This is a genomic window from Ruegeria sp. HKCCD7181 (genome assembly GCF_057221055.1).
In genome coordinates, this window is record NZ_JBWVBC010000001.1 from 697,092 (window position 1) to 713,249 (window position 16,158).

General features: G+C 56.8%; 18 protein-coding genes. 10 read left to right on the forward strand and 8 right to left on the reverse strand.

Annotated features, from left to right (window positions below; genetic code table 11):
* Positions 1 to 3: 3 nt before the first annotated feature.
* The 4 genes from AC2TCY_RS03325 to AC2TCY_RS03340 all read left to right on the forward strand — a co-directional run bounded on the left by AC2TCY_RS03325 (position 4) and on the right by AC2TCY_RS03340 (position 5,559).
* Entirely contained in the window at positions 4 to 1,209 is a 1,206-nt protein-coding gene (locus AC2TCY_RS03325; protein ID WP_480845446.1) for a metal ABC transporter permease, read from the forward strand.
* Positions 1,206 to 2,135 carry a metal ABC transporter permease gene (locus tag AC2TCY_RS03330; RefSeq protein WP_480845448.1) on the forward strand — a complete coding sequence of 310 codons (930 nt, stop codon included), beginning with the start codon at positions 1,206 to 1,208 and terminating at the stop codon, positions 2,133 to 2,135. The genes AC2TCY_RS03325 and AC2TCY_RS03330 overlap by 4 nt, the downstream gene beginning before the upstream one ends.
* A 282-nt stretch (positions 2,136 to 2,417) precedes the next feature.
* Entirely contained in the window at positions 2,418 to 4,277 is a 1,860-nt protein-coding gene (gene mutL / locus AC2TCY_RS03335; protein WP_480845449.1) for a DNA mismatch repair endonuclease MutL, read from the forward strand.
* Between the two features lie 52 nt (positions 4,278 to 4,329).
* Positions 4,330 to 5,559: a DNA recombination protein RmuC gene (locus AC2TCY_RS03340; RefSeq protein WP_480845451.1), complete on the forward strand. Its 1,230-nt coding sequence runs from the start codon at positions 4,330 to 4,332 to the stop codon at positions 5,557 to 5,559.
* A gap of 3 nt (positions 5,560 to 5,562) precedes the next feature.
* On the opposite strand, the gene AC2TCY_RS03345 is transcribed toward AC2TCY_RS03340, so the two are convergent.
* From AC2TCY_RS03345 to AC2TCY_RS03355, 3 genes are read right to left on the reverse strand one after another with little or no spacing between them, the layout of a single operon-like run.
* Positions 5,563 to 5,967: a hypothetical protein gene (locus AC2TCY_RS03345; protein ID WP_480845452.1), complete on the reverse strand. Its 405-nt coding sequence runs from the start codon at positions 5,965 to 5,967 to the stop codon at positions 5,563 to 5,565.
* A gap of 54 nt (positions 5,968 to 6,021) precedes the next feature.
* Positions 6,022 to 6,672, reverse strand: coding sequence for a ChrR family anti-sigma-E factor (locus AC2TCY_RS03350; protein ID WP_480845454.1), 651 nt, complete (start codon positions 6,670 to 6,672; stop codon positions 6,022 to 6,024).
* Positions 6,673 to 6,682: 10 nt separating this feature from the next.
* The gene (locus tag AC2TCY_RS03355; protein ID WP_480845500.1) at positions 6,683 to 7,339 is read right to left on the reverse strand and encodes a sigma-70 family RNA polymerase sigma factor; all 657 of its coding nucleotides are present in this window, start codon (positions 7,337 to 7,339) and stop codon (positions 6,683 to 6,685) included.
* A 149-nt stretch (positions 7,340 to 7,488) separates the two neighbouring features.
* On the opposite strand from AC2TCY_RS03355, the gene AC2TCY_RS03360 reads away from it, so the two are divergent.
* From AC2TCY_RS03360 to AC2TCY_RS03380, 5 genes are all read left to right on the forward strand, one after another.
* Positions 7,489 to 8,259 carry a DUF1365 domain-containing protein gene (locus AC2TCY_RS03360; protein WP_480845455.1) on the forward strand — a complete coding sequence of 257 codons (771 nt, stop codon included), beginning with the start codon at positions 7,489 to 7,491 and terminating at the stop codon, positions 8,257 to 8,259.
* Between the two features lie 86 nt (positions 8,260 to 8,345).
* Complete coding sequence (locus AC2TCY_RS03365; protein WP_480845456.1) at positions 8,346 to 8,663, forward strand: DUF3775 domain-containing protein; 318 nt, start codon at positions 8,346 to 8,348, stop codon at positions 8,661 to 8,663.
* 214 nt (positions 8,664 to 8,877) lie between these two features.
* The gene (locus tag AC2TCY_RS03370) at positions 8,878 to 9,111 is read left to right on the forward strand and encodes a DUF1127 domain-containing protein (RefSeq protein ID WP_480845458.1); all 234 of its coding nucleotides are present in this window, start codon (positions 8,878 to 8,880) and stop codon (positions 9,109 to 9,111) included.
* 48 nt (positions 9,112 to 9,159) lie between these two features.
* Positions 9,160 to 9,360, forward strand: a complete 201-nt coding sequence (locus AC2TCY_RS03375; RefSeq protein ID WP_480845460.1) for a DUF1127 domain-containing protein — start codon at positions 9,160 to 9,162, stop codon at positions 9,358 to 9,360.
* Between the two features lie 144 nt (positions 9,361 to 9,504).
* The gene (locus AC2TCY_RS03380; RefSeq protein ID WP_480845461.1) at positions 9,505 to 10,614 is read left to right on the forward strand and encodes a hypothetical protein; all 1,110 of its coding nucleotides are present in this window, start codon (positions 9,505 to 9,507) and stop codon (positions 10,612 to 10,614) included.
* A gap of 37 nt (positions 10,615 to 10,651) precedes the next feature.
* Here the strand turns inward: AC2TCY_RS03380 and AC2TCY_RS03385 are convergent, their stop codons facing one another.
* Genes AC2TCY_RS03385 through AC2TCY_RS03405 form a run of 5 tightly spaced genes read right to left on the reverse strand, consistent with a single transcriptional unit; the run spans position 10,652 to position 14,422 of the window.
* On the reverse strand, positions 10,652 to 11,794 hold the full coding sequence (locus tag AC2TCY_RS03385) for a saccharopine dehydrogenase family protein (protein ID WP_480845462.1): 1,143 nt from the start codon (positions 11,792 to 11,794) through the stop codon (positions 10,652 to 10,654).
* 22 nt (positions 11,795 to 11,816) lie between these two features.
* Entirely contained in the window at positions 11,817 to 12,065 is a 249-nt protein-coding gene (locus AC2TCY_RS03390) for a SemiSWEET family sugar transporter (protein ID WP_480845463.1), read from the reverse strand.
* Positions 12,066 to 12,077: 12 nt separating this feature from the next.
* Positions 12,078 to 13,124, reverse strand: a complete 1,047-nt coding sequence (locus tag AC2TCY_RS03395) for a saccharopine dehydrogenase (protein WP_480845464.1) — start codon at positions 13,122 to 13,124, stop codon at positions 12,078 to 12,080.
* 14 nt (positions 13,125 to 13,138) lie between these two features.
* Positions 13,139 to 13,753, reverse strand: coding sequence for a glutathione S-transferase family protein (locus tag AC2TCY_RS03400; protein WP_480845465.1), 615 nt, complete (start codon positions 13,751 to 13,753; stop codon positions 13,139 to 13,141).
* Positions 13,754 to 13,771: 18 nt separating this feature from the next.
* Positions 13,772 to 14,422 carry a histidine phosphatase family protein gene (locus tag AC2TCY_RS03405; RefSeq protein ID WP_480845466.1) on the reverse strand — a complete coding sequence of 217 codons (651 nt, stop codon included), beginning with the start codon at positions 14,420 to 14,422 and terminating at the stop codon, positions 13,772 to 13,774.
* Positions 14,423 to 14,573: 151 nt separating this feature from the next.
* On the opposite strand from AC2TCY_RS03405, the gene AC2TCY_RS03410 reads away from it, so the two are divergent.
* Positions 14,574 to 15,770 (forward strand): Zn-dependent hydrolase, encoded by a 1,197-nt coding sequence (locus tag AC2TCY_RS03410; protein WP_480845467.1) that lies wholly within the window; start codon positions 14,574 to 14,576, stop codon positions 15,768 to 15,770.
* Positions 15,771 to 16,158 lie beyond the last annotated feature (388 nt).

Genomic DNA, 16,158 nt, shown 5'->3' on the forward strand with positions numbered 1-16,158 from the left:
CTCATGCTTTGGGAAGCTCTGACTTTACAGCTTGGCTATAACGCCACGCTGGTCGCTATTGGTGCGACCTTATTAGGTGTGTCCGCCGGCGTGACGGGGACGTTCCTGTTTCTGCGCAAGCGCGCTTTGGTCAGCGATGCCATCAGCCACGCGACGCTGCCGGGTGTTTGCCTTGCGTTTATGGTGCTGGTCGCCTTTGGCGGCGACGGGCGCAATCTGATTGGTCTTCTGGCTGGGTCGGCCGTGTCCGCCTGGATCGGATTGCTGTGCATGAATTGGCTGACCCGTCACACTCGATTGGCCGAGGACGCCGCTATCGGAGCTGTACTGTCCGTGTTCTTCGGGCTGGGCATCGTCCTGCTGACGATTATCCAGACTATGGGTGTCGGACGTCAGGCGGGGCTTGAAGGGTTTCTGTTGGGTTCGACCGCTGGGATGCTTTGGGCCGACGCGATGATTATTGCCATCGGCGGGGCGGCAACCTTGCTGTTGGTCATGATTCTGCGTCGACCGATGATAATGGTTGCCTTTGATACTGAATATGCTGCTGCAAGAGGATTGCCGGTGCATCGGGTCGACCTTGCAATGATGGGATTGGTCATGGCCGTGACCGTAGTGGGGCTGAAGATTGTTGGTCTGATCCTGATTGTCGCTCTGCTGATCATTCCACCTGTTACAGCCCGGTTCTGGTCGGATCGATCAGACCGTGTCGTTCTGCTGGCTGGTTTGGCCGGCGGACTGGCGGGCTTTCTTGGCGCGTCCCTTTCGGCTTCGGCTCCGAACCTTCCGACTGGCCCAATTATCGTTCTGGTGAGTTTTGCCTTCTTCGCGATTTCCATTTTTCTTGCACCTGTACGGGGCGTCTTGGCTGCCCTGCTGCACCATCTGAAGTTCCAGCGCAGAGTTCACATCCGGCAGGGGCTACTGGCGCTCGCGCAGGGGCAAAAGATCTATGAACCGCTGACACTGCGACTATTGCGCCGCGCAGATATGGTGCGCGCGGACGGGGTGGCGACCGAGGCAGGCAAGGCACGCGCCGCCAAAGCGCTGCGCGATGAAAGGCGTTGGGAAGTCGTACGCGCCGATCTGGCACATGAGGCCACTGCCGCGCTTTATGACGGTTTGCGCGATATCGAGACCGTTCTGACCCGCGACCAGATCGCCGAGATTGACCGCCGGATCGGTGGACCTCAAGGAGTTCCGTCATGAGTGGTGAAGAATTCGTTCCCCTGTCGCTGACACCTCTGTTGATCGGAACGTTCGCAGCCATTGCCTGCGCTTTGCCCGGTAACTTTCTGGTGCTGCGCAAACAGGCTCTGATCGGCGATGCGATCAGCCACGTGGTACTGCCCGGCATCGTGGTGGCTTTCCTGCTGACCGGAGCTATTTCCACCTGGCCGATGATGCTGGGTGCGGCCGGGGCCGCCGTCGTCGCTGTCGTGCTGATCGAAGCAATCCGACGCCTTGGGCAGATCGAGCCGGGTGCCGCAATGGGCGTGGTCTTTACCGCAATGTTCGCGGCGGGCGTATTGCTGCTTGAGCAGACCGATACTTCGACTGTGCATCTTGACGTGGAGCATGCGCTCTATGGCAATCTAGAGAGTCTGATCTGGTTGGACGCGACAGGGTGGTCCTCGCTACTGGATCCGCAGGCTCTGGCTGGTCTGCCAAACGAGCTACCGCGTATTGCCTTGACCTTGGCCGGGGTGACCCTGTTCACCTGGCTATTTTGGCGACCACTCAAAATTTCGACTTTTGACGAAGGTTTTGCTCGTACGATCGGAATTCGCACAGGTGTTTTGGGCATGGCGTTGGTGATTACCGCCGCTATTGCCGCGGTTGCAGCTTTTGATGCGGTGGGCTCGATCATTGTGATTGCTATGTTCATCTGTCCACCTGCCGCTGCACGCATGATGACCAATCGGCTTGAAGCGCAGATTGCCTGGAGCGTAGTGTTCGCAATACTTTCAGCAGTTTCCGGCTACGTGCTGGCCGGGTACGGCCCTCTGTGGCTGGGCGGGGCCGATGCGGTCAGTGCGGCAGGCATGATTGCGACGATGTCCGGTTTGATTCTCGCGGTGTGCGCGATGTTTGGTCCATGCCGAACCCGCGGTGGCGCGCCGGTCGCCACCTGACTTGGCGTTATCCCGCAGTCCGTACCATTGGGAATCGGCTAATCCTTGCTTATTTGGAAACAACGTAGACATAATCATAATTTTGTTTACGATTATGTGCTAATGCTGCTTCAAATGTTAATCAATTAACAACCACTCACCACGGACCGTCCGGTCCCTCGTGCCCAAAGACGCGCTGCTTGGCGGTATTGTACGACGGACCGGACGACGCCTGTTTTAGACCAGCAAAACTCGTTTCAAACCGGTGGTAGAATCGCGCCGTTCTGTGCTAGGTCTAGCGGTATGGCGCGCACACACCGCAATATCAGCCAAGAACGCCCGGCTATCCGACAACTGGACGACGCTGCAATCAATCGGATTGCAGCGGGCGAAGTTGTGGAACGCCCGGCATCCGCCGTCAAGGAACTGGTTGAAAATGCCGTTGACGCAGGCGCTACGCGGATCGCCATCGACATTTGTGACGGGGGAAAGACGCTCATACGCGTCACCGATGACGGCTGTGGCATTGCCCGGGACGATCTGGCCCTGGCCTTATCGCGCCACGCCACCTCGAAAATCGACGGTTCCGACCTTCTGAATATCCACACTTTCGGATTTCGAGGCGAGGCATTGCCGTCTCTGGGGGCTGTAGGGCGATTAACTATCACCAGTCGTGTGCCGGGGGAGGAAGCAGCGTCAATCCACGTAGCTGGCGGCCAGGTTCAACCCGTGAAACCAGCGGCGCTGCGCTCTGGCACGGTGGTGGAACTGCGCGACTTGTTCTTTGCGACGCCTGCGCGGCTCAAATTCATGCGCACAGACCGTGCCGAGGCGCAGGCGATATCGGACACCGTTAAGCGGTTGGCCATGGCGGAGCCGGCGGTTACTTTCACCCTCCGCGATGTCTCTGGCGGCGGCGAAGGGCGCGTGACTTTTCGTGCTGACCGCGAGAATGGTGATTTGTTTGATGCGCTGCACGCCCGTCTGGCCCGTGTCCTCGGGCGTGAGTTTGCCGAAAACGCCTTGCAGATCGATGCCACGCGCGAGGGGATCAGGCTGTATGGTTACGCCGCCTTGCCGACCTATTCGCGGGGCGCTGCGGTGGCCCAACACTTGTTCGTCAATGGGCGACCTGTACGTGACAAAATGCTGACAGGGGCATTGCGGGCGGCCTATTTTGATTTTCTCAGCCGCGACCGACATCCGGCCGCAGCCCTGTTCATTGACTGTGATCCGACGCTGGTGGATGTGAACGTACACCCGGCAAAGTCCGAGGTGCGGTTCCGTGATCCGGGCGTGGCGCGCGGACTGATCGTATCGAGCCTACGTCATGCGTTGGCCGAGGCCGGGCATCGGGCGTCCTCGACGGTAGCCAACGCCACCTTGGGCGCGATGCGTCCTGAACCGGCAACGCCCGGCCCGGCGCGGGTCTATCAGATGGATCGCCCCTCTGCGACGGCGCGCCAAGCAGCCTATCAGGCGCAGGCGCCGGGCTTTTCCGAATTGTCACAGGATTACAGCGGTCGGATTGTCGAACCAGTGCCGGTCACCGCGCCTACCCCCGACGTGCCCGAGCCGCAGGATCTTCCGCTGGGGGCTGCACGCGGGCAAGTGCATGAGAACTATATCATCGCCCAAACCGCTGATGGGATGGTGATCGTCGATCAGCACGCCGCACATGAGCGTCTGGTCTATGAAAAACTCAAACGCCAGATGGCCGAGACTGGTGTCGCCGCGCAGTCCCTATTGATCCCAGAGATCGTTGAACTGTCTGACGGCGACTGCGCGCGCCTTATGCAAATTTCAGAGGAGCTGTCTCGCCTTGGTCTGACCATCGAAGCATTCGGCGGCGGTGCCGTGGCCGTGCGGGAAACTCCGGCGATATTGGGTGAGGTCGATGCCCGCGCGATGATCCTGGATATTCTGGATGAACTGACCGATCAGGGCGAAAGTCAGACAGTACAAGCCCAGATCGAGGCAATCCTCAGCCGGGTTGCCTGCCATGGTTCGATCCGGTCGGGTCGCCGGATGCGCGCTGAAGAAATGAACGCCCTGTTGCGCGAGATGGAGGCAACTCCCCATTCCGGCCAGTGCAACCATGGACGGCCTACCTATGTCGAGCTGAAGCTGAGCGATATCGAACGTTTGTTCGGGCGCAGTTGATCCCGCGGCGCGACGGGGTTATGAAGAATAAAACAAGAACACCCGAGGCAAGATGATCGAGATTGTAGGCACACAGTACACTCTGAATGACCCCGTGGTCCTAATCGGGGGCGGGGTGATCCTGCTGATCCTGGTCTTGCTGTTTCTGTCATTGCGTGCGGCCAATCGGTCGGCCCGGATGGCTGAACCGCTGGCGCGGCAGATGTCCAATCTGGGTCAGCATGTGCAGCAGTTGGGGCAAGGGCAAGAGCAGCTGCGCGGCGGATTGCAGCATGTCTCGGACACGCAGGCCAACGCTCAGGTGCAAGTGATTCAGACCGTGGAATCGCGCCTGTCATCGGTTCAGCAGCAAATGAATGACCGGCTGGCAGACAATGCGATGAAGTCCGCACGGGCGCTGACTGAGATGCAGGAGCGGATGAAGGAATCGCTGCACGGCTCTTCGAAACAAACCGCGACCTCGCTGACCCAATTGCAGGAACGACTGGCCGCAATCGACAAGGCGCAAGACAATATCACCAAACTGTCGGGTGATGTGTTGTCGTTGCAGGATATCCTGTCGAACAAGCAGACGCGGGGTGCATTCGGTGAGATTCAGCTGAATGATATCGTTTCCAAGGCGCTGCCGTCGGACAGCTTTCAATTGCAGGCGACGCTGTCGAATGGGCGTCGCGCGGATTGTCTGATCAATTTGCCCAACCCTCCTGGTCCGATCGTAATTGATAGCAAATTCCCACTCGAGGCCTATGAGGCCCTGATCGGATCGGCCAACGATATGGAACTGAAAGCGGCCGTGCAGATGTTCCGCAGCACCGTGCGAAAACACATCACGGATATTTCAGAAAAGTACATCCTGGACGGCGAAACCGCCGATGGTGCGCTGATGTTTCTTCCGTCCGAGGCGGTTTATGCTGAGCTGCACGCAAAATTCCCGGAGCTGGTGCAAGAGAGTTTCTCGAAACGTGTCTGGATCGTTTCGCCGACCACCTGCATGGCGACGTTGAACACGATGCGGGCGATTCTCAAAGATGCGCGGATGCGGGAACAAGCAGGGGCAATCCGCAAGGAACTGGGATTGTTGCATAAGGATGTCGAACGCCTTGGGGATCGCGTCGGAAACCTGGACCGCCATTTCGGGCAGGCGGCCAAGGATATTTCGGAAATCAAAATCAGCGCAGAAAAGGCTGGCCGCAGGGCGCAGCGGCTGGACAATTTCGATTTCGAAGAACTTGCTCCGGACGATCATTCCAATGTCGTCCCTTTGGGCAAGACCGAAGGCTGAGTTCTACTGGATCGACAGGTCCAGATTATATCCGACTGTCTTGCCAGTATCACGGTCATTACCCATCAGATAGACGCGGATCGTGTAGTCTCCGTCCTCGGGCAGATTAATACGCGCAGTGTTGCCGTCGATCGAACCGACGTAGATCGCGGTGCCATCACTGTCAGGCGGCAGGATGTTGAAATAGATCACGCCATTGCCGTTGGTGTCGCTGACCTGCAGCTCGGCAAACATCTCCTGACCGGCCTTCGCACCCAGCTTATAGTCGAAGTATTCGTCACCGGTTATCGTGCCATTGACCATCGTTCCGAAATTGCCGGGTTGGAATTTCACGTCGGCCGTCATCTGTGCCGTGGCCATGGTACTTGCGGTCAGCAGGGACATACCAAGCAAAAACCCTCTGATCATTTCTTATCTCCGTGTGTCAAGGATACGGTCAGTTTCCGACGACATGTTCCCAACTCAGATACGTAGAAATGGTTGGAACAATCGTGGCATCAGCTTGGTGAATTTCAGCGGCGCGTCGGTCACGGCCAGACAAATGCAATCCTCGGTCATATCGGCAATAGGGGTATGTTCCAGATCTTCATCGGCTATTTCGACATCACCGCGTGCGAAATGGTCAACCTCATCCGAGAAGGCACCCTGCAACACCATTGTCAGTTCGATGCCGTTATGTCCGTGATCTGGGACGGCGGCACCAGCCGGGATGAACAGCAACCGGGCTGTCGCCTCGCGCGTGGTGGGCAGGATGGCCTGTTTGACGCCCATGCCAACGGGTTTCCATCGAATCGCATTCACGTCTCCGCCGACATAATCCTGCAGCGGTCCAGGTAGTACAGGACAGGAAGTTCGTGGCGATTTCGCTGACGGAGCGCCCTGAGCGATCAGAGCCATGGTAGCGGCAAGCGATTCCGGACTCATGCGCGCCGTGTCCACTTGTTCCTCAAGAACCTGCCCGCCCACGGCATCAAAGCTCTCGGCTTGCGCACGGCATTGGTCGCACAAGGATATATGTGTTGCGACTATCAGGTCGAACGCCTCGGGCAGGTTGCCGGCGGCATAGGCCATCAGCAGGTCGTCCGTCAGGTGATGTCTGATGCTGTGTTCCATCGTTATCATCTCAGTTCATCGCGTGGCGCAAGCGATCCAGCGCCAATCTTATTCGTGACTTGATCGTGCCCAGCGGCAATCCGGTTTGAGACGCAATCTCCCGATGACTCAGATCCCCGAAATAGGCTTTTTCGATCAGTTGTCTTTGGGCATCGGGCAACGCCTTTAAGGCGGTGCGCAGCTGCGTGGTTTCTTGTCGCAAGGCGACAACGTCTTCCTGATCCGGCTCGGCTTCCGGACCCCAGCTCAATTCCTCGGGTTCGGGGCGGCGTTGCTTGCGCAAAACGTCAATACGCTTGTTTCGCGCTATCGTGAACACCCATGTGGCCACCGTCGCACGCGAAGGGTCAAACAGGTGAGCTTTGTGCCATAAGGTCGCCATGACCTCTTGCGCACATTCCTCAGCCAGTGCTGCGTCGGACCCTGATTTCATCAAGAATGCCTTGATACGAGGTGCGAAGTGCTGGAACAGCTCGGCAAACGCCGATTGATCTTGCGCATCTCGGATGCGCTTGATGTGGTTCACCCACTCAGTTTTGGTGCCGCAACTGTTTTTTGCTCCGTTCACCGGTTTACCCTTGATGCGTTTCCTTGCGATCCGGGGTTTGTCCGTGCCGGAAAGCGGCGCAGGGTCGTCCAGAGTCACTGTGTCGATCTCGGTAAACATAACAACAATACGCGGCGACACCCAAGCCGGATCACTTTGACCGGTGTTTTTTGATCCGGACACTACTGGATTCCGTATTATGAGAGGTAACAAGATGCGGAAACGAATGTGAATGAACAGTATGCTCGCGGATAGGGAGTAGCAGTTTAATGACTGAGGTAGATCATATTGCTGCTCATACGTACCACGGGCGCAAGGGCTCAGTAGAAAACGCTTTTCGCTATTCCATCGACTATATTCTTCTAAACCCCGAGACACGGCCGGATACTCCGACGCTGTTTTCAGTCAACCGCGCAAACCTGACCAATTGGCGCGACATTGACCACGGGGGCAAACCGAAACTGGGCCGCGGCGCCGTTTGGTTGCGTGAGCGCTTCGATGCCCTCGCGTTTCCGCAGCCAGTTCGATTGATGTTGCTGACCCAACCCAGGGTTTTGGGACATGTCTTCAATCCGGTCAGTTTCTGGTTTTGCTTTGATGGACAGGACCAGCTTTACGCCGTTGTGGCCGAAGTAACGAACACCTATGGCACAAGACACAGCTACCTGTGCCACAAGCCGGATATGTCCAGGATCGAACCAACGGATCGCATTGTCGCCGACAAGTTGCTGCATGTCTCACCGTTTCAGAAAATCGAGGGCACCTACACGTTCCGGTTTGATTACCGCCCAGAGCGTGTTGGCGTGTGGATCGACTATGGCCGCGAGCGGGGCGGTTTAATCGCGACCCTGACCGGGTCGCGCCAGCGGATGACCAATCGAACGATCCTGTGGTCTCTGCTTCGGCGCCCATTCGGTGCGCGTCGCGCAGTACTATTGATCCACTATCAGGCGGTTAAGCTGTGGTTCAAAAAGGCAACTTTTCGACCGTTTCGCACCGCTCCGGTCCCCAAAAAAGCAATTTCACGCGCGCGTCGCTGACATATATTTCTTGCGTAAGATCAAAGACGGGCGTCGCCAACGGTGTTTGTGTTTAATCTGAACCGCGAACACAGGAGTTGGGACAGATGCTGGAAATCTCGGCAAGAAAAATCGCACAGGTCGCCATGATGGGGCGCGAACTGAACCGGGCCGAGGGCGAATTGCGCGCCTTTGTCGACCGGATGAGCGAAGACGAGCAGGCCGAATTGGTGGCAGTCATGTGGATCGGCCGCGAAAGCTTTTTCGCCGAAGACCTGGCCGAGGCGATCGCCACCGCCAGGTCCGAGGCTTCAACCCCGTGCGCCGACTATCTGATCGGTACACCGCATATGTCGGACCATCTTGAGAATGGCTTGGATGCGTTGGGCATATCCGCTGAGGATGTCGAAAACGATCTGATGTGATCTTTGCTCAGGCGTTGGATTAATCCGTCCGAACGCCTGTGCCCACCGTCTCGTGTTCTGCGACTACCATTGGTTTAATAGCCGCAATTCCGTGACTTTGCATTTCTGACTAAAACCATAAATCAATCTTAATATGTCGTCCCTCATTCGTTAATGGGGAGCTCCTTTATCAGATATCAGAACGCAACTGAAATCGGACAAAAGGGAGAATGACATGGAACTCGTACAAACAACCAATACCCAGAACGGCTTTTTTGCGGGCCTGCTCTCTGGTTACGCCGAGAAGAAAGTCGAACATTTTCGCCGCAGGATCTACTCGCAGACGGTCCAAAGGCTGAACAGGTTGACTGACCGGCAGTTGGAGGACATCGGCGTCCCGCGCGACCAAATCCATCGCCGCGCCTTTCACAGTGTGTATCACAATCAACCTTTGCGACAGCAGGCCTGACACCTGCAAGCGGAGCTTTCATTGTGATTAGATAGCGAGGTTAATACTATGTTCGATACAATATCCACGAACGAAAAAGACGTCACAAGCAGTGCATTGCTGTTGTTTGACCGGGCGATGCGCATGCGCGCGATCAGTCAGGATATCGTGTGCGCTGCTCAGGAATTGAACCGTTTATCGGACCATGAATTGTCCGAGCTTGGCATCAATCGCACTGACGTCGAAGCTATCATCGCGCAGTATATCTAAGGTTCGGTGCCAGCTTAATACGCAACTGCATGAATTGGAAAGCCATCCCGCGATAGCAGGGTGGCTTTTCTGTTCGCCGCAGCACTCTGGACTTACCTGATTGCTTGTGGCTAGGTTGGCCTGAAATTACTTTAGGTTGATTTGGTGAACGCTCACTCTTCTGAAACAGCTGGGAAACGTCGTGCTTCAATTGTTCGCGTGCTGGCTGTGCTTGCGGTTGTGGCGACTGCGCCTGCCGTTTTCCTTGGCAAGAAAAATCAAGATCTGGTTGCTTCCTGCAGTTTGGGAGTGAAGACACCACAGCAAGCAGTGTCGGCCTGCGATACTTTGCTGACATGGATGGCGTGGACACCAGAGAGACGTTCATTGATGTACCGCAACAAGATGCGCATCCATATGATGCAACAGGATTGGGATGCCGCGCTGGAAGTAGCTGATTTGGCGATCGCAGAGACGCCTGATAGTTTTGTGCCTTGGTCTTGGAAGGCAAAAGTTCTTCAACAGGCGGGCGATGAAGCTGGCATGATGCAAGTGAGTGTGGAAGCTTTTCAGCGTCCGCCAAACACTTGGAGAAATAAGCGATCGAAGTACAAACAATTGTTCGCACTAAAATTGTATGAGGCCGTCGATGAAATTGCCGCCCAGTCAGTTACCCCCGAGGAAGTTGTTAAGGAGTTGCATTTTCAAGAAGCCTTGAAGTTGGTTCGGAACGATAAGCGATTCCCGAAAACGCACGCGGCATTTGTGAACCAAGCTATAGAGTTGCGTGACAGAGTGGTATCTGATTTGGATGATCACGAAACCAAGCGAGTGTTCCTTTGGAATTGTCGGATTCTGGGGCCGGCGTGCCCCGCGTTGTTTCCAGAGCGTCGGAAAAATTACTCGGAATTGAGTTGTGAAGATGCGGTTTCTGAGACCGAAAAGCTGTATCCAAAGGCGAAAGAGTTTTACCGGGAGCGCTATGGTTATGAGACTGCTTTAGAATATTTTTTGCAGGAAGAGCGTAACGGTGCTGTGACCGCAGCATCGAACTATCTTGTAGCTGTTCGTGGTGCTGACGTCGGAGACCCCATAGAGAACCCTCATGAGATCATAGTGACCGACCGCGTGTTCGATTGCTTCGCTGATGGCGAATTCTACAACTTTCAAATGGATGTCGATCCAGAGGACAAAAGGATGGCGAACGAAGTTTTCTTTACCCCGGAGTTACGCCGAAACCTTATCGATCTGGCATACGCGACCTTGAACAAGTGAGGCCGCTTTGTTCACAAACAGAGCGGTTTCACTTAATTTAGTTGGTATGATCGACGATCTGCAAATGCTGCGCCAGCTTGTCGATCTCAGCCATCCAGCCCTGCACCAGTTTCGGATCGCTGGGTGCTGCGTGAACGCCTGCCGGGATGGCGCGATTCAGGACCGCCTCAACCGCCAATGAAACCGGAATCGAAACCAGACGGGCCATGGCGGTGCCGCGCGCGTCGCCCCAAGCATCCATGACATAGGTTTTGTGCCAAACCTCTACGCCTTCTTTCTCGGCTTTCAGGCCCACGCACAGAACTACGCGGTCGGGCTCGCCCTCGTCATAGGCGTTCTCGTCCCAGAACTGATCCGACATCTCTTTCAGTCGGGCGTCGCCGTCGGGGCCGGATAATGTTTCGATTTCACGGAACACATCTGACCATGCGTCTGCCCAACCGTTCAGGCGCAGAGTCCCCCGGACGAATTCCTTTACCGGCCAATGCTGCTCAAAGTGGTATTGCTGCATGAAGGGCAGTGAGTCGCGATTTGGATAGACCTCGAAACTTTCGGGTGCCGGCAGCGGAGCGACATAACTGCTGATCGCATCCCAGGGGCGCGCGACATCCAGCGGAGCATAATCGCGAATGGACTTCGACGGTGACCGTAGGGCTTTAAGTACGCCCAACGGTGACCAGCTGAATTTATAGCGGAACGGATTGGGATGCTTGGGGATGCCGCCGCAGTACGAGATGAAACTCAGGTGGTTTTGCGGGTCGAACGCATCCGAGGCGCGATAATCGTCGATCAACGCGTGGGCCATCAGGTGATCAATGCCCGGGTCCAACCCAACCTCATTGACCAGCACCACGCCAGCTTCGCGGGCCTTGTCATCCAGCGCACGCATCTCTGGCGCGATGTATGAAGACGAAACGAAATTCGCCTCTTTGGAAATGGCAAGTTCAGCCAACGGCACGTGCCAATCGCCCGGCAACATCGAAACGATCACGTCGCCTTTGGCCAGAACCGCACCCAGGGCGTCGATGTCGAAGGCGTGTATGTCGTCGGTCAGGTCGCCGATCTCGGCTTTGGCCTTTTCGACAGTCCGGTTCCAAACGGTGACCTTGTGGCCTTTTTCAATAAGCCGGCGTAAGCCGGGGATGGCTGACAAGCCGGTTCCGCACCAATGGATGGTCATTCGTTTGCTCCTTTCCAGCTCTTCAGCCGAATTTCAGTTTTGCAGTCACGATCGCGCCGACGAGAAGGATCGATATCACATTTCCAAGGATCAGCGGCCACGCTGCGATCATCAGCCCATAGACCAGCCACAAGGTAAGTGTCGTCAGGATCAGCAGATTTGCCGGTAAAGACAGGTCCTTGGTTTCGCGGCTGCGCCAGGTCTTCAGGGTCTGCGGCAACCAGCAGACGGTTCCCAGGACGGCAGCCGCACCTCCAATCAGATGTTCCATGGGTGACCTTGCCTAAACATGTTTGCGAAACTCGTTCCGCGCACGTCCCCACACGCCGTGTTCGATATCCGTGAGTGTTTGCAGCGAAGGCAAAAGCTGCGCGGCATAATCCTCGGAGCTTTCCACAGGCAGCATCGAGGGCAGGTTGTCGATGGCCATCACATCCATCACGGGATCGGTTGCAACGCGCAGGGCAGGATGGTCCCAGGTCGTGGCCCGATCGTAGACTGGAACCGGATTGTAGTCGCTGTCCGGATCGCAGGCGACATCGCCGATGGCGGTCAGCGCGCGGGGCGCAGTCAGCGCCTCATGTGGGACAAAAACCGGGGTACCAGGGCGCGCGAAGATACAGTTCAGGAACAGGTTGTGGTCCAGGATTTCTGGAAAAGGGCCGCCGCTGGCGGTTTCGGCCATATCCCATTTGGTAACATTGATGCCCATCGCTTCGCACAGATCGGCGGCACCTGTGCCCACGCGGCCCAATGCGCCTATGACTATGGCACGAGGCCGCTCAACCCCGGTGTCGTCCAGTTCTGACAGCAGTTCCGCATTCAGTGCATTCTGGCTCGGATACACGCCGACCGGAGGACATTCTTCGCCGCGTTGCTGTGCCGCCCATGTCTTGAGCGTCACAGCAGCACCGGCATAACCCGCCCAATACCCAAAGGCGGCGACCCTACGTCCATCCTCATCCACGAGATATTCCAGATCGTAAAGCGTGCCGCCTCCGGCCTGGAAACGTTCCAGCAAAGCGCGGCCCGAGTGTTGCCCTTTGTAAGCATGTCCAAACATAATGTGGCGGTGGGACAGCGGTGTTCCGTCTTCAGGTAGCTCCTTTAACCCGAAGATGATTGCCTCAGCCGGGGCGTTCGGCCACGCGTTTTCGGGTGCGATTTCGCAGCCTGCATCCCGGTAGCCGTCGATCGGGATTGCGCGGACAGAACTTTCCTCGACAGTCACTTGAATGCCGGCTTCGATCAGGGCGGCGGCGCCTTCGGGGGTCAGGCCGACCCGTTCCTCGTTCGGGCGCTGTTCTGCCCGGACCCAGAGATGTGTCATCGAATTTCCTTTTGTCAGAGCATTCCAGCGGCACGGACCGACTGAACTGAGGCGCGTGCCTCCATCGCCTCGCGAAAGGCAAGAATTTTCGGAAAGGCCGAGACATCGACGCCGTCACCTTCCAACCAGCTGCAGACAACGTAGAGATAGGCGTCTGCCAGCGAGAACGTCTCGCCCAGCACAAGCGGACCACGCAAGCCACTCGAAATGATGTATTCGCAGCACGCCGTCATCGTCTGAGGGACCTTGCCAGACATATCCTTCCAGCTGGTTTTCTTATCAGCCCAGCGATGCCCCCGCAGCTTGTGGGCATGATTCACATGCATGGTGGAGGCCAGATAATACATCACCTCGCGCATTCGGGCCGCCATGACCGGATCATCCGGGACAAGCCCGGCTTGCGGAGCAACTGCTGCGATGTAGTCCAACAGTGCACCAGTCTCGGTCAGTATGCCGCCATCTACCACCAGCGCCGGGACTCGGCCTTTTGGATTGATCTGTTTATAGGCCGGTTTTGTCTGTTCACCCTCGGCAAAGTCCAGGCGGATCGCCTCGTAATCCAGCCCGGCCTCTTCTAACGCAATTGCAACAGCGACCGAAATCGTGCGGGGGGCATAATATAGCTGCATCAGGAGGCCTCCGAATGGTTACAAGTGGGTCTGAGCGAAGTGCCGGTCAGGGGTTTCAAGATGCGGAACGGCATTGAACAGAACCGGACTCAGCTGTGTGCCAATCGGGTGCAGACGATGCATCGACGTGTTCATGATGGCAAGGGCCACACGCGCCATCGAAGGGATGTCCAGCCCCATTGCCTGCCGCACAACCATTGAGATCAACCCGCCAGACGTAACGATAATCGCTGGCCCGCCTTCGGTTCCGATGTCGTGTAACGCGTCAGAGACGCGGGATTCGAATTGCTCAAAAGTCTCGGGCGTGTCCTTTATTTTGCCGTCGGCCCAGGTGGCAAAGGTTCTGGGAAGATGCTCGACAAACCCTTCGCGATCTGTAGGGATCTCGACCCCGTGTTGCTGCTGAAACAGCTCGGCCAGGGTGAAATACTCGATCTCGTTCAGGCGGGCGTCACAGACCGGATCGGACAGGCCCATGCTTGCCGCAGTTTCCAGGTGCCGCGTCAGCGTACCGCTATAGACTCGCGGATGGTGGGCGCGTGTGTCCCGCAGGTGGGCGCCCAGCCAGCGCGCCTGCTGATGCCCCAGTTCGCTGAGCTTGTCATAGTTTGCTTCGTCCCGCGCGGCCGTGTTGGCCTGCCCGTGACGCACCAGTGTGATATGCGACATGATGATCCCTCTTGCGTCGAAGTCTTAGGGCAGGTTCCTGGCTTGGGCCAGAGGTGTTTCGCCGCCGTCGCACAAAAATCTGATTTCAGGACTGTATGCGGCTGGCGTCGTTACGCTATGGTCAGCCGAAACATCAGGGATGAGGGATGCAATGGCCATTGACGAAAACCGATTTCTGGCTGACCTGCACAAGCTGCGCACGTTCGGGGCTTCGGGTGTAGGAAAAGGCGTAGTACGCCCGGCATATTCCGCCGCTGATATCGCTTCGCGTCGCTGGTTGGCCGAACAGATGGCAGAGGCCGGTCTGCAACCGCATTTCGATCCCGTGGGCAACCTGTTTGGCTTGGCACCTGGGCGGTCACTTCTGATGGGCTCCCATTCAGACAGCCAGCCCGAGGGCGGGTGGCTGGACGGTGCGCTGGGGGTCATTGCCGCGCTTGAGGTCGCCCGTTCCAGCGACCGCCCAATCTCGGTCGTGAGTTTCCAGGACGAAGAAGGCCGGTTTGGAGTCACAACCGGATCGGCCGTCTGGTCCGGCGGTTTGCCCCTGGAGAAGGCAGACGTGTTGACGGATGCCACAGGCGTCAGCTTTGCCACCGCGCGGTCATCCATGGCAGACTTGGCACAAGGTTTTGTCGATCCTGCCCAGTTCAGTGGATTTGTCGAAATGCACATCGAACAGGGCCCTTCGCTGGATGTGCAAGGTGAACAACTTGGTGTCGTGACAGATATCGTGGGCATCCGGGATATGGTCATTGAATTTGACGGCCAGCAAAACCATGCGGGCACGACGCCTATGCACCTTCGTCGCGACGCGCTTCAGGCCATGTCGCTATTCAATACAAAGATTAATGACAGGTTTCGGAATGTCGTCACGCCGCAGACCGTATGGACAATAGGCCGGGTCGACTTGCATCCAAACGCGTCGTCCATCGTGCCGGGTCGGGTTCGGTTCTCGATGCAATGGCGCGACGGCGATGCCGGGCGTCTTGAGCGTATGGAAGACATCATCCGCACTACAGCACGGGAAGTGGCCGAGCAAATTGACATGGAGCTGCACTTTGGAAGGATGTTGGGATTAGAGCCGGTTTCGATGGACTCCACCTTGCGTCACGCGTTGGAAGTCGGGGCAGAAATGGTCGCCCCTGGCAAATGGCGGCTGATGCCATCTGGGGCGCTGCATGATGCGACCAACGTCTCTCGGTTAATGCCGGTGGCAATGTTGTTTGTGCCTTCAATCGGTGGAATCAGTCATGACTTCGCCGAGGATACTGCCGAGGCCGATCTGGTCGCAGGATTGCGCGCGTTGGATCATGCTGTGGGTAAGTTATCCGGATCGGAGGGATAAACGTTCAGGCAAAATACAGATTTGAAAAGGCAATATCGGTTGCTACCACGAAGTGGTGTGCAAAGCATCATGTAGTGCGATGCTGTCAGAACAAGTGGCCGGCCCATAGATGTTGCGTAACGGAAAAATGTTTCCTATAGGAATTATTCTGATGCATGCATCCGTATACAAGCCGATCCGGGACAATTTTGTGAGTGCCGATGACCGCCGTCGAGCTGCGAAAACCAGGAATTCCTCACCGCTGCGCGGGTGCTGGGTCACGGGCCCATTGCAATATGCTCGGCATCCTTCAAACTGACGCTCATTCCTTTGACCATCCAAAATGAAAAGGTAGCCGATATGAGTTCACCGAAGCGCACGCCGTTGTATGACTTGCATGTTGAGTTGG